Source organism: Actinoplanes sp. OR16 (assembly GCF_004001265.1).
Taxonomy (GTDB): Bacteria; Actinomycetota; Actinomycetes; order Mycobacteriales; family Micromonosporaceae; genus Actinoplanes.
Window position 1 is genome coordinate 5,414,511 of the sequence record NZ_AP019371.1, and the last position, 11,749, is coordinate 5,426,259.

General features: G+C 69.3%; 13 protein-coding genes. 8 read left to right on the top strand and 5 right to left on the bottom strand.

Going from position 1 to position 11,749, the window contains the following annotated elements; genetic code table 11:
• Positions 1–77: 77 nt before the first annotated feature.
• The gene (locus EP757_RS24655; protein WP_127549802.1) at positions 78–1,721 is read right to left on the bottom strand and encodes an AMP-binding protein; all 1,644 of its coding nucleotides are present in this window, start codon (positions 1,719–1,721) and stop codon (positions 78–80) included.
• A 9-nt stretch (positions 1,722–1,730) separates the two neighbouring features.
• Positions 1,731–2,498, bottom strand: a complete 768-nt coding sequence (locus EP757_RS24660) for an enoyl-CoA hydratase/isomerase family protein (protein WP_127549804.1) — start codon at positions 2,496–2,498, stop codon at positions 1,731–1,733.
• 181 nt (positions 2,499–2,679) lie between these two features.
• Between EP757_RS24660 and EP757_RS24665 the strand changes: the two genes are divergently transcribed.
• The 4 genes from EP757_RS24665 (at position 2,680) to EP757_RS24680 (ending at position 5,226) form a co-directional block, all read left to right on the top strand.
• Complete coding sequence (locus tag EP757_RS24665; RefSeq protein WP_127549806.1) at positions 2,680–3,225, top strand: pyridoxamine 5'-phosphate oxidase family protein; 546 nt, start codon at positions 2,680–2,682, stop codon at positions 3,223–3,225.
• Between the two features lie 94 nt (positions 3,226–3,319).
• The gene (locus EP757_RS24670) at positions 3,320–3,898 is read left to right on the top strand and encodes an RNA polymerase sigma factor (protein ID WP_127554420.1); all 579 of its coding nucleotides are present in this window, start codon (positions 3,320–3,322) and stop codon (positions 3,896–3,898) included.
• Complete coding sequence (locus tag EP757_RS24675; RefSeq protein WP_127549807.1) at positions 3,852–4,607, top strand: anti-sigma factor; 756 nt, start codon at positions 3,852–3,854, stop codon at positions 4,605–4,607. Before EP757_RS24670 ends, EP757_RS24675 begins: the two co-directional genes overlap by 47 nt.
• A gap of 82 nt (positions 4,608–4,689) precedes the next feature.
• Positions 4,690–5,226, top strand: coding sequence for a hypothetical protein (locus tag EP757_RS24680; RefSeq protein ID WP_127549809.1), 537 nt, complete (start codon positions 4,690–4,692; stop codon positions 5,224–5,226).
• Between the two features lie 29 nt (positions 5,227–5,255).
• Here EP757_RS24680 and EP757_RS24685 read toward each other — a convergent pair whose 3' ends face one another.
• Entirely contained in the window at positions 5,256–5,549 is a 294-nt protein-coding gene (locus tag EP757_RS24685; RefSeq protein ID WP_127549811.1) for a hypothetical protein, read from the bottom strand.
• A gap of 125 nt (positions 5,550–5,674) precedes the next feature.
• Between EP757_RS24685 and EP757_RS24690 the strand changes: the two genes are divergently transcribed.
• From EP757_RS24690 to EP757_RS24705, 4 genes are read left to right on the top strand one after another with little or no spacing between them, the layout of a single operon-like run.
• Positions 5,675–6,673, top strand: a complete 999-nt coding sequence (locus EP757_RS24690; RefSeq protein WP_160165874.1) for an ABC transporter substrate-binding protein — start codon at positions 5,675–5,677, stop codon at positions 6,671–6,673.
• Positions 6,654–7,664, top strand: a complete 1,011-nt coding sequence (locus tag EP757_RS24695; RefSeq protein WP_127549815.1) for an iron ABC transporter permease — start codon at positions 6,654–6,656, stop codon at positions 7,662–7,664. The genes EP757_RS24690 and EP757_RS24695 overlap by 20 nt, the downstream gene beginning before the upstream one ends.
• Positions 7,665–7,667: 3 nt before the next feature.
• Positions 7,668–8,696 (top strand): iron chelate uptake ABC transporter family permease subunit, encoded by a 1,029-nt coding sequence (locus EP757_RS24700; protein WP_127549817.1) that lies wholly within the window; start codon positions 7,668–7,670, stop codon positions 8,694–8,696.
• Positions 8,693–9,466 (top strand): ABC transporter ATP-binding protein, encoded by a 774-nt coding sequence (locus EP757_RS24705; RefSeq protein WP_127549819.1) that lies wholly within the window; start codon positions 8,693–8,695, stop codon positions 9,464–9,466. The genes EP757_RS24700 and EP757_RS24705 overlap by 4 nt, the downstream gene beginning before the upstream one ends.
• A gap of 3 nt (positions 9,467–9,469) precedes the next feature.
• Here EP757_RS24705 and EP757_RS24710 read toward each other — a convergent pair whose 3' ends face one another.
• Both EP757_RS24710 and EP757_RS44015 read right to left on the bottom strand, forming a co-directional pair.
• On the bottom strand, positions 9,470–10,423 hold the full coding sequence (locus EP757_RS24710) for a formylglycine-generating enzyme family protein (RefSeq protein ID WP_127549821.1): 954 nt from the start codon (positions 10,421–10,423) through the stop codon (positions 9,470–9,472).
• A 77-nt stretch (positions 10,424–10,500) separates the two neighbouring features.
• On the bottom strand, positions 10,501–11,676 hold the full coding sequence (locus EP757_RS44015) for an EAL domain-containing protein (protein WP_232049982.1): 1,176 nt from the start codon (positions 11,674–11,676) through the stop codon (positions 10,501–10,503).
• Between the last annotated feature and the right edge of the window lie 73 nt (positions 11,677–11,749).

The window sequence follows — 11,749 nt, forward strand, 5'->3', positions numbered from 1 at the left end:
GATGCAAACCCCCCGATTCGCGTCTGAACGGGGTCAGATTAGCGCGAAACGGCAGGTTCCAGGTCGTACCGAAGGAATCAGGCGTCTTCCCGGAATTCGTTCGTCGCCGGCCGATCGCGCAGCTCGACGCGGCGGATCTTGCCGGAGATGGTCTTGGGGAGCTCGGCGAACTCCAGGCGGCGGATGCGCTTGTAAGGGGCGAGGTTCTCGCGGCAGTGGCGCAGGATCGCCTGCGCGGTCTCGTTCGTCGGCTGCCAGCCTTCGGCCAGGACCACGAAGGCTTTCGGTACGGCGAGCCGCACCGGGTCGGGGGCGGGAACCACCGCGGCCTCGGCCACCGCTTCGTGTTCGAGCAGCACGCTCTCCAGTTCGAACGGGGAGATGCGGTAGTCGGAGGCCTTGAAGACGTCGTCGGTGCGTCCCACATAGGTGATGTAGCCGTCCGCATCGCGGGACCCGATGTCGCCGGTGTGGTAATAGCCGCCGGCCATCGCCTCGGCGTTGCGCTCGGGATCGCCGTGGTAGCCGACCATGAGCCCTAGTGGTCTTCCGGCGCTGATGTCCAGACAGATCTCGCCTTCGTTGTCGGCGACTTGTCCGTTTGTGGGATCGACGAGTGCGACTTTGTAGCCGGGCACCGGGCGGCCCATCGATCCTTCCTTGACCCGCTGACCAGGCGTGTTCGCGATCTGCACGGTCGTCTCGGTCTGCCCGAACCCGTCCCGGATCGTCACGCCCCAGGCCCGCTGCACCTGCTCGATCACCTCGGGGTTGAGCGGCTCGCCGGCGCCGACGACGATCTGCGGCGGGTTCTTCAGCATGGTCAGATCGGACTGCACGAGCATCCGCCACACCGTCGGCGGCGCGCAGAAACTGGTCACGCCGCAGCGCTGCATCTGAGCGAGCAGGGCCTCGGCGTTGAAGCGCGAGTAGTTGTAGATGAAGACCGTGGCCAGGGCGTTCCACGGGGCGAAGACGTTGCTCCAGGCATGCTTGGCCCAGCCCGGCGAGCTGATGTTGAGGTGGACGTCGCCGGGGCGCAGACCGATCCAGTACATGGTGGAGAGGTGCCCGGCCGGGTAGGAAGCATGGGTGTGCTCGACCAGCTTCGGCAGCGCCGTCGTGCCGGAGGTGAAGTAGAGCAGGAGGGTGTCGGTGGCTTTCGTCGGGCCGGGATCCTCCAGGACCGGGTCCGCGGTGTAGGCATCCGGATAGGAGAGCCAGCCGTCCTGCGCCTCGATGGCGATCTTGGTGTATTCCCCGGTGAGGCCCGCGAACTTCGCCGGCGCGTTCGTGATCACGTGCGCGGCGTTGCCCCTGTCCAGGCGGTCCCGCAGGTCGGCCGGGCCCAGCAGCGGCGTCGCCGGGATCACCACGGCGCCCAGCTTCATCGTGGCGAGCAGGCACTCCCAGAGCTCGACCTGATTGCCGAGCATGAGGATCACCCGGTCGCCGCGTCGCACCCCGTGCCCGCGCAGCCAGTTCGCCACCCGGCTGGACCGCTCGGACAGCTCGGCGAACGTGTACCGCTGCTCGGACCCGTCCTCCTCGACGATCCAGAGCGCCGTCCGCGAGCCCGCCTCACCGGCCGCCTCGGCGTCGAACCAGTCGATCGCCCAGTTGAAGTCCTCCAGGTCGGGCCAGCGGAAGTCCCGGTAGGCGGTGGCGTAGTCGTCGCGATGCGCGAGGAGGAACTCACGGGCCTGCCGGAACGTACTCATGGCCTCACTTTATTCTCCCGTGAAGATCGGTGTCCGGCGCTCCAGGCTCGCCTTGATCCCCTCTGCGCTGTCGCTGGTCGACCAGTGGATCTTCTGCTCGGCGAGTTCGTGGTCGAGAGCCTCCTCGACCCGCCGCTGGAGATCGCCGCGGAGCGTGGCCCGGATCGACCGCACGGCGAGCGGCGCGGACTCGGCTATCCGGAAGGCGAGGTCCATCGCCGCCGCACGGACCTGGCCCGGCTCGGCGAGGCGGTCGGCGAGACCGATGCTCAGCGCCTCCTCGCCGCCGACCCGGCGACCGGTGAGCAGCATGTCCGCCGCCTTCTGCCGGCCGACGATCTCCGGCAGGGTCACGCTGATCCCGAAGCCCTGGTGGAACCCGAGCCGCGCGAAGTTCGCCACGAACCGGCTGGACGCCTCGGCCACCCGGAAGTCGGCGGCGCACGCCAGCCCGAGCCCGCCGCCCACGGCGGTGCCCTGCACGGCGGCGACGATCGGGGTACGGATGCCGAACAGGTGCGCGGCCTTGCGGTAGAGCCGGGCCGCGGCCGTCACGTGGTCGGCGGCGAACTCGCCACTGCCGAAATCAGCGCCGCCGCAGAAGTGCTTCCCCTGCGACGCGAGCACGATGGCCCTGGTACGCCGGTCCTCGTCGAGCGTCCGGGCCTCATCGACGATGCGCCCGATCAAGGATTCGTCGAAGTGATTCGCCGGCGGCCGGCGGATCTCGAGCAGCGCGACCGCGTCGCCGGTGGTGACCGAAAGATCAGTGCTCACAGCTGATCTTAACGGCGTCCCGCAGGGGACATCCTTGTCACCCGAATGGGTGAGTCTTCCTCGGCCGTTCGGGCTGGTCCCACCTCGATTGATCGCTGCCGCTGCAAGTTGCAACGCTGTGCAATCGAGTGATTACCCTGTGACACTGTCGCGCAGCGATGCGGCGACCCAAGGGGTGATCATGAATCACGGCGAGCGGCACCTGCAGGACAGGCTCGGCAGCCGGGAACGGGCCGATGCGTTCACCGCGCGGCAGACCCTCAACCACCTCAACGATCGGATGCGCTGGTTCATCGGCCGCCAGGAGATGATGTTCCTGGCCACCGCCGACACCGGCGGCGGCTGCGACAGCACCTTCCGGGCCGGGCCACCCGGATTCGTGCGGGTGCTCGACGAGGAGCACCTCAGCTGGCCCGAGTACCGCGGCAACGGGGTGATGGCCAGCCTCGGCAACCTCACCGAGAACGGCCAGGTCGGCATCCTGTTCATCGACTTCGACGAGGTCATCGGGTTGCACGTGAACGGCAGCGCGGAGATCGTCGAGGACCCGGGCGCGCAGAGCGATCTGCCGCCGGGGCAGCGGGCGCCGCTGTGGGTCGTCGCCCGGGTGCAGGAGGCGTACATTCATTGCGCCAAACACATCCCGCATCTGGTGAAGGCGGGGCGCCGGCCGGGCAAGAAGAGTGACTACTTCGTACCGGCCCCGGCGCGTTCTCTGATCGAATGACGATCGATGCCACGTTGAAAATCGTTCGATGCTGCATCCAGCGGCGGGCCTCCGGACGAACTCCCTGGAGAACATCTACGCGGGAGGGAGGTCGATGAGCTCCGACGACGAGCTCGCCGAGCGCTTACGCGCCGGCGACGAGAAAGCTCTGCGTACGGCGTACGAGCGGCACGGCGCAGCCGTGCTCTATCTCGCCCAGCGTCTGCTGGGGAACCGGGCGGACGCCGAGGACGTGACCCAGGTGACGTTCGTGGCGGCCTGGACCGGCCGGGATGGGTTCGACCCGCAACGCGGCACGATGCTGGGCTGGCTGCTCGGCATCGCGCGGCGCAAGGCCGTCGACCGGCTGCGGTCCGCGGCACGCGACGAGCGGGTGACCGAGACGGTACGGGCACAGGTCGTCATCCCGGACGAACCGGAGACGCCGGAAAGGGTCGTCGACCGGCTGGTGGTCGCCGACGAGCTCGGCCGGCTGCCGGACGAGCAGCGCCGCACCCTGGAACTGGCGTTCTTCGACGACCTCACGCATCCACAGATAGCCGCCGTGACCGGGTTGCCGCTCGGTACGGTCAAGAGCCATATCCGGCGTGGAATGGCCAGCCTGCGACGTCGTTGGGAGGTGGACGGTGCAACATTTGGATCCCGATCGGCTGGTCCTTCTCGCGCTCTCTGAGGAATCGGAGGACGCCGCGGAGGCCGACCACCTGGCCGGTTGCGCCGGGTGCCGCCACGATTTCGCGTCGTTGCGCGAAGTCGCCGACATCGGCGCGCAGCTGCAGGAACTCCGTGATCTCCCGCCACCGCCGGACCGTCTCTGGCAGGCGATCGAAGCGGACATTCACCGTACGCCGGCAGCCGCCGCAACCGCGGCGCCCGCCACCGACCTGGCCGTCACCGATCTGGCCGAACGCCGGGGCCGGTCCCACCGCCGGCGCGCGCGCCGGTGGACACCGCTGATCGCGGCAGCGGCGGCCGCCGTCCTGGCGGTGGCCGGAACCGTGGCCGTAGGCCGCCTGGCCGGCCGCGACCCTGCCCCGACCGTCACGGCGCGAGCCACCCTCGCACCACTGCCGACGGTCCCGGCGGACGCGGGAGGCAACGCCCGGGTCCTGTCATCGGCCTCCTCCGCTGCCGAACTCGAGATCGACGTGCGGAACCTGCCGCTGACGACGGGTTTCCACGAGGTCTGGCTGATCGACCCGGACGACATCACCAAGATGGTGGCCGTCGGCAACCTCTCCGGGGATCGTCAAGTGGTGCTGCCGGTTCCCGCGGGCACCGACCTGAACCGGTACCGGCTGGTCGACATCAGCGACGAGCCCCACGACGGCGACGCCATGCACTCCGGCGTCAGCCTGTTGCGAGGCACGCTGACGAGCTGACCCCACGTGCGGGATGGCGGCACCCTGTCGCCATCCCGTCACTCTCAGGATCGCCACAGCGTGCATCGTCCACGGTGAATACGTGACCGATTCTGTGCAGCCACCGCCCCGCCACGCCGTCGGTGCCGCCTACGTGGCGGCCCTCGCCGCCACCCTGGGTTTCCTGCCCCTGCACGTCATCTGGGCCCTCGGAATCCCGCTGTTCGCCGACCCTGATCGTTTCGCCGCGTGGCACGCCGACGGCGGTGGAACCTACCTGCTCACGCTGAACCTGCTGGCGGTGCTGCCCGCCATCCTCGCCCTGGCCCTGGTCCGCCCATGGGGCCTGCGCTTCCCCTCCTGGACCCCGTTCTGGCGAGACCGTCCCGTGCCACGGCTGTTGCTGCTGATCCCCGGTTACGGCCTGGTTGTGGTACTGGGCGCCTACACCGTGTTCGCAGCCTTCCTGGCAGTCCAGCAGCGGGACGCCCCGGACGCCATCTTCGACCCCTGGACCGGTCTGATCGGCATCCCTCACTTCATCATCTGGGTAACCGGCCTCACGATCGCCACCAGGTCGTACGACCTGCGCACCCGCCCATCGGCCGACCATGCGACGCGGTCGCCGGCACTACCCTGACGCGAAGGCCCGCCATGTGATCGACGCGGTCAGGGTTGCCACGCGGCCAGGACGTCGGCGGGACCCCACACGGCGTCGGCGGCGCCGGCGGGCAGGTCGGATCCGGACCGGCTGACGCCGATGAGACCGGTGCGCGTGCTGTCGAAGCCGGGCACCTGCTGGACGCCCTCCCGCAGTTCGCGGAGATCGTGGGCATCGAACGGCTTGCTCAGCCATGTGATCGACCCGCAGAAGTGCAGCCGCGTGGCGATCGGCGCCCGGTCCGCGCCGACCAGATCGATCTCCGGGTTGAACTGCCTGTTCCACCAGCCGCCGACAGCCACGAGGTAGATGTCACCTACGTAGATTCAATCTACCTGCGACGGGCACCCGGATGCCGCCTATGCAAACGCTGTGTGGTTTGGTTAGCCTTCCCTAACCAAGCCCCGCATGAATGGACAGTTCAGCAATGCATACATGGCGCTCGATTCTGGCTGTCGCGACCGCGGGGGCCCTGCTCGCCGGCTGCGGCAGTCAGTCCTCGGTCGAAGACCTGCCGCCCGGCGGGTGGTCGTTCGTCAGTGGTAACGGGGACACCGTGGAGGCTCTCACGACCCCGACCCGGATCATCGCGCACGCCGGTGAGGCGGCCGCGCTGATGTCGTTCGGGATCAAGCCGGTCGGGATCTACGCGGACGAGCCGGTGAAGACCGACCTGAACCTCAAGGACCTGGACCTGACCGGGATCACCATCCTCGGCGAGGAGTGGGGGAAGATCGACGTCGAGAAGGCGGCGTCGCTCGGCCCGGACCTGATCGTCGGTGACTGGTGGCCGGCCGAGAAGGCGTACTCGGGCCTGGAAGAGGGCGTCGACGAGAAGAGTAAGAAGCTCGCCGAGCTGGCGCCGATCGTCGGTATCGCGCAGGGTGAGTCCATCGCCGACCTGGCCGAGGGCTACGAGGAGCTGGCGAAGAGCCTCGGCGCCAAGGTGGACGATCCGCAGATCGCCGCGAACAAGCAGCGGTACGAGAAGGCGGTCGAGTCCTTCAAGGCGGCCACCGCGGCGAAGCCGAACCTGACAGCGGCCGGCATGTCGCCGACCGACGAGAAGGTCTACGTCGCCAATCCGAAGTACGCGCCCGAACTGCTCGACTTCCAGCGCTGGGGCCTCAAGGTCCTCGACCCGGCGAAGCCGGACGCCGACTTTCCCTACTGGGAGACGCTGAGCTGGGAGAACGCCGACAAGTACCAGCCCGACCTGATCCTGTGGGACGGCCGGGCGTACAAGGACACGCTGAACGCCGAGTTCGGCAAGAAGCAGCCGACCTGGTTCGAGGTGAAGGCGGCGAAGGCGGGCGCGGTCACCGCGTGGCCGGCGTACTGGCTGCACACCTACGGCGACTTCGCGACCGAGCTGGAGAAGCTGACCACGGCGATCAACGGCGCTGATGAGAACATCGGCGACTAGCAGAACCACCGGGCTCGTCCTGCTGGCCGGCCTGCTCGCCGTCGTGGCGTTCCTCAGCGTCACGCAGGGTTCGCGGTCGATCGAGCTGCCCGACGTGCTGGGCGCGCTGGGCAGCATGGGCGCGACGGACACGATCGACAGCACTGTCACTCTCGAGTTACGTGTTCCTCGTACCCTGATCGGGATCCTCGCCGGCGCCGCCCTGGGCGTCGCCGGCGCCATCCTCCAGGGCGTCACCCGCAATCCGCTCGCCGACGCCGGGATCATGGGCATCAACGCGGGCGCCGCCGCGTTCGTGGTCTTCGCGATCACCGTGCTCGGGATCCGGGGTGTCGGCGTCTACGTCTGGTTCGCGTTCGCCGGGGCGATCCTCGCGACGGTGCTGGTCTATTCGATCGCGTCGATGGGCCGGGAGGGCGCGACGCCGGTCAAGCTGGCCCTGTCCGGCGCCGCCGTCACGGCCGGGCTGGGCTCGCTCACCTCGGCGATCGTGATGACCAACGTGGACGCCCTCAACGAACTGCGGTTCTGGCAGGTCGGGTCGCTGGCCGGCCGGTACGCGCCGATCCTGATGGGCGTCGCGCCGTTCCTGATCGCCGGGCTCGTCGCCAGTCTCGCGTTGGGCCGGCTGCTCAACGGGCTCGCGCTGGGGGAGGACGTCGCCCGGGGACTCGGCCAGCGGGTCGGTCTCACCCGGGCCGCGTCGTTCGGGGTGGTGGCGCTGCTCGCCGGCGCTGCCACTGCCGCCTGCGGTCCGATCGTGTTCATCGGCCTGGTGGTTCCGCACGTGGCGCGCTTCCTGTGTGGACCTGATTACCGCTGGATTCTTCCGTACAGCATGGTCCTGGCCCCTATTGTCTTGGTTTTTGCAGACATCGTGGGGAGAGTCGCCGGCGCTCCCGGGGAACTCCAGGTCGGAGTGGTTCTAGCGGTGCTCTGCGCGCCGGTTTTCGTGGGAATCGTCCGCTACGCAAAGCTGGCGGAGGCCTGACAGATGACGATTTTAGCCGTTAAAACGACACATAAGCGGCGAACAGCCCGCAACCTGACCGTCAACACAGGACTGACCACCCTCGTCATCATCCTCTTCGTTCTCACCATGATGGTCGGCAGCTATCAGCTGACAGCCACCCAGGTCATCGGCTCCGTGTTGCATCTGACCGAGAACGCCGGCGTCGACTTCGTCGTCCGGGGACTCCGGCTGCCCACCGCGACCGCCGCCCTCGCCGTCGGGCTGGCCCTGGGCGCATCCGGAACGATCTTCCAGCAGCTGCTGCGCAACCCGCTCGCCTCGCCGGACTTCGTCGGCATCACCTCGGGCGCGAGCCTCGCGGCCGTCGGTGGCATCGTGTTCCTGCAGGCCGCGGGGCTGGTGGTCTGCGCGTTCGCCCTGGGCGGCGCCCTGTTCGCGGCGATGCTCATGTATGTCCTCGCCTGGCGCGACGGCGTGAGCGGCTACCGTTTCATCCTGATCGGCGTCGGTGTGGCCGCCTTCTTCGACGGCTTGATCGGCTATGTGCTGAGCCGCGCGAGGCTGACCGAGGCGCGCCAGGCGATGCATTGGCTGACCGGTTCGGTCGGTCAGGCGAGCGATCAAGAGCTGCAGATCCTTCTGTACGCGCTACCGCTGCTGTTGTCAGCGGCGATCTTCCTGCAGCGCCACCTCAAAGCGCTGGAACTGGGCGACGACACCGCCCGCGCGCTCGGCACCCGCACCGAGCAGAGCCGTGCCGCCCTGCTCGCCGTCGCCGTGCTGCTCGTGGCGCTCGCCGTGGCGGTGGCCGGCCCGATCATCTTCGTCGCCCTGGTCGCCGGCCCGGTCGCGAACCGGCTGCTCGGCCCGGCGACGGGCGGTGTCGCGGCGGCAGCGCTCACGGGCGCCGCGCTGCTGCTGATGGCGGATCTGGTGGCAGTGCATCTGCTGCCGGTGGCGCTGCCCACCGGAGTGGTGACCGGCGCGGTCGGCGCACCGTACCTGCTGTGGCTGCTGGCCACGGCCAATCGGCGAGGAGTGGGCGGTTGACCAGGCTGAATGCGCAGGGCCTGTCCCTGGGGTACGACGACCGTACCGTCGTCTCGGACCTTTCCGTGGACATCCTGGACGGCAGGGTGACGGCGATCGTGGGGGCGAACGCGTGCGGGAAGTCGACGTTGCTGCGCGGGCTGGCGCGACTGCTGAAGCCCCGGTCCGGTGAAGTGATCCTGGATGGACAGGCGGTGTCGGCCATGAGCACCGTCGACGTCGCCAAGGTGCTGGGCCTGCTGCCGCAGTCGCCGGTGGCGCCGGACGGGGTGACCGTCGCCGATCTGGTGTCGCGCGGGCGCTATCCGCATCAGGGCTGGTTCCGCCGCTGGACCGATGCCGATCACGAGGCGGTGGCGACGGCCCTGGAGGCGACCGGCACCGCCGACCTTGCCGACCGGCCGTTGCGGGAGCTGTCCGGCGGGCAGCGGCAGCGGGTGTGGGTGGCGATGGCGCTGGCGCAGGACACCGATCTGCTGCTGCTCGACGAGCCGACCACGTTCCTCGACATCAACCACCAGGTCGAGCTGCTGCGGCTGCTGCGCCAGCTGAACCGGGAGTCCGGCAAGACGATCGTGGCGGTGCTGCACGACCTGAACCTGGCCAGCCGGTTCTGCGATCACATCATCGCGATGGCCGACGGGAGCATCGCCGCGGAAGGCCCGCCTGCCGAGGTCATCACCGCTGAGCTGGTACAGAAGGTGTTCGGGCTGGCGTGCGTGATCGTCGAAGATCCGGTGGCCGGCACACCGATCGTCGTGCCGGCCTAGAGATCACTGCGCGCAACGGAAACCCGCGTTGCCGGTGGAGCTGTCCGGTGTGTTGCCCATCCGGGCCGACACCCGGTAGCGGCGGCAATAGGAGGAGTGGCAGAGGTAGGAGCCGCCCCGCAGCGAACGGCGATCCCCGGTCTCCGGCCCGGCCGGGTTCTCGAGCGGGGCGGTCTGCTGCCGGTGCCAGTCGGCGCTGAACCGGTCGGCGGTCCACTCCCACACGTTGCCGGTCATGTTGTAGAGACCGAAACCGTTCGGCTCGTACGACCGGACCGGCGCGGTGCCGACATAGCCGTCGGCGATCGTGTTGAACGTCGGGAACCGGCCCTGCCACACGTTCATCAGGTGCTTGCCGCCCGGCCGCAGCATCGAGCCCCACGGGAACCGCTGACCCTCCAGGCCGCCGCGGGCCGCGCACTCCCACTCCGCCTCGGTGGGCAGCCGCACCCCGGCCCACGCGCAGTAGGCGTTCGCGTCCGTCCAGGACACGTGCACCACCGGATGATCGGCGCGCCCGCCGACGTCGGAGCCGGCGCCCTCCGGCGAGGACCAGCACGCTCCGGGGACCTCACGCCACCATTCCGCGCCGACCACGCCCCGGGTCGGCTCGAAGCTGTGCGGGAGCAGGCCGGCGAAGACGAACGACGTACCGAACTGCTCGGCCGTCGTGACATGCCCGGTGTCCGCCACGAACTCCCCGAACTCGCGATTCGTCACACACGCCGCCGCCAGCCGGAACGGATCCACCCGCACCCGCCGCACCGGCCCCTCGCCGTCCTCCTCATAGGCCAGCGGATCCTCACTGCCCATCGAGAACCACCCACCCTCGATGTCCACCAGATCGAGGACCTTTCGAGCGGACCCCTTCTCCGGTACGCGGGGAGCAGCCGTGCCGCCGCCCCTCCCCGGCGAACAACAACTCTCCGAGTGACCACCGGCGGTCGCGTCAAGCATGCTCACCACCTCAGCATCCCGGCCCGCCCCGCGGCCGTCCTCATCCCGCCGAGGTGACCTTCACCCCGGCACGGGGATCAGGGCAGCGCTCCCGGGCGGGCCAGGTGGTAACCCTGGCCGAAACCGATGCCCGTCGAGGTGAGCCGGGCCAGTTCGGCGGAGGTCTCGATGCCCTCGGCGATCAAGCCGGCGCCGATCTGCTCGGCGAAGTCGTTGAGGGAACGGGCCAGGACCGCCTTCACCCGGTCGGCGTCGATGTCGCGGACCAGGCTGATGTCGAGTTTGATCAGGTCAGGGCGCAGCCGCAGGATGTGCTGCAGGCTGGCGTACCCGGCGCCGGCGTCGTCGACGCTCAGCCGGATGCCGGTCCTGCGCAGCGAATCCAGCATGCCGGCCAGCAGCGGGTAGTCGGTCACCTGGGCGTGCTCGGTGATCTCCACGTTGAGGTGCGGGCCGGCGTGAGCGAGCAGGGTGTCGAGGACCCGCGCGTCGAGCAGGGCCTCGGCGGAGAGGTTGACGGCCAGGAAGACGCCGTCGTCCAGGTCGGGCAGGCGTTCCAGGGCCTTGCGCAGGGCCAGCAGTTCCAGTGGCACACCGAGTCCGGCCAGGGCGGCCGCCGCGAACGCGCGATCGGGGCCGGTGAAGGTGGCGGGGTCGAAGCGGGCGAGTGCCTCGTACCCGACCGTGGTGTTGTCCCGCAGGCCGACGATCGGCTGGAAGACCATGTGCATCGCCTCGTCGTCGAGGACGGACTGCACGGTACGCCGGGCCGTCGAGATGCTGTGCCGGCGTACGGTGAGCGGGCCGTTCATGTGCTCGCTGATCAGGTCGGCGATCAGGTTCATGTAGCGGACCGCCTGCTGGTCCAGCGACGGGTCCGGGTGGCGGCTGGCGCAGCACAGCATACCGGCGGTGGTGCCGTCCGGTGACTGCCAGGGGACGCCGGCGTAGGAGCCGATGTCCAGGTCGGTGGCGGCGTCCAGCTCCCGGGTGATCGGGTGCCGGCGTACGTCCCGGACGACGCCGGGCAGGGTGCCGGACAGGACCCGGGCGCAGAACGAGCCGGGCAGGTCCATCCGTTCACCGACCGGCAACCGCATCTGCTCCACCGAGCCGGTCGCCGCCCAGACGGTCAGCTCGTCCGATCCGAACGCCGACACCCAGGCGACCTCCACTCCCAGGTGGGCACGCACCTTGTCCAGCAGGTTCTCGACCTCGGCCAGGCCCGCATCGTGCGCCGTCGCTGCTTGCACGTCTTCTCTCCCCACGGCAGTTGACTCCGTACTTCGGCGGCGGCCGTCGCGCGTTGAGAAGAATCGGATCGGG

Excerpts from the sequence above, each read along its gene's own strand:
- EP757_RS24655 (WP_127549802.1), bottom strand. The coding sequence starts at position 1,721 with ATGAGTACGTTCCGGCAGGCCCGTGAGTTCCTCCTCGCGCATCGCGAC.
- EP757_RS24665 (WP_127549806.1), top strand. The coding sequence starts at position 2,680 with ATGAATCACGGCGAGCGGCACCTGCAGGACAGGCTCGGCAGCCGGGAA.
- EP757_RS24670 (WP_127554420.1), top strand. The coding sequence starts at position 3,320 with ATGAGCTCCGACGACGAGCTCGCCGAGCGCTTACGCGCCGGCGACGAG.
- EP757_RS24690 (WP_160165874.1), top strand. The coding sequence starts at position 5,675 with ATGCATACATGGCGCTCGATTCTGGCTGTCGCGACCGCGGGGGCCCTG.
- EP757_RS24695 (WP_127549815.1), top strand. The coding sequence starts at position 6,654 with ATGAGAACATCGGCGACTAGCAGAACCACCGGGCTCGTCCTGCTGGCC.
- EP757_RS24700 (WP_127549817.1), top strand. The coding sequence starts at position 7,668 with ATGACGATTTTAGCCGTTAAAACGACACATAAGCGGCGAACAGCCCGC.
- EP757_RS24710 (WP_127549821.1), bottom strand. The coding sequence starts at position 10,423 with ATGCTTGACGCGACCGCCGGTGGTCACTCGGAGAGTTGTTGTTCGCCG.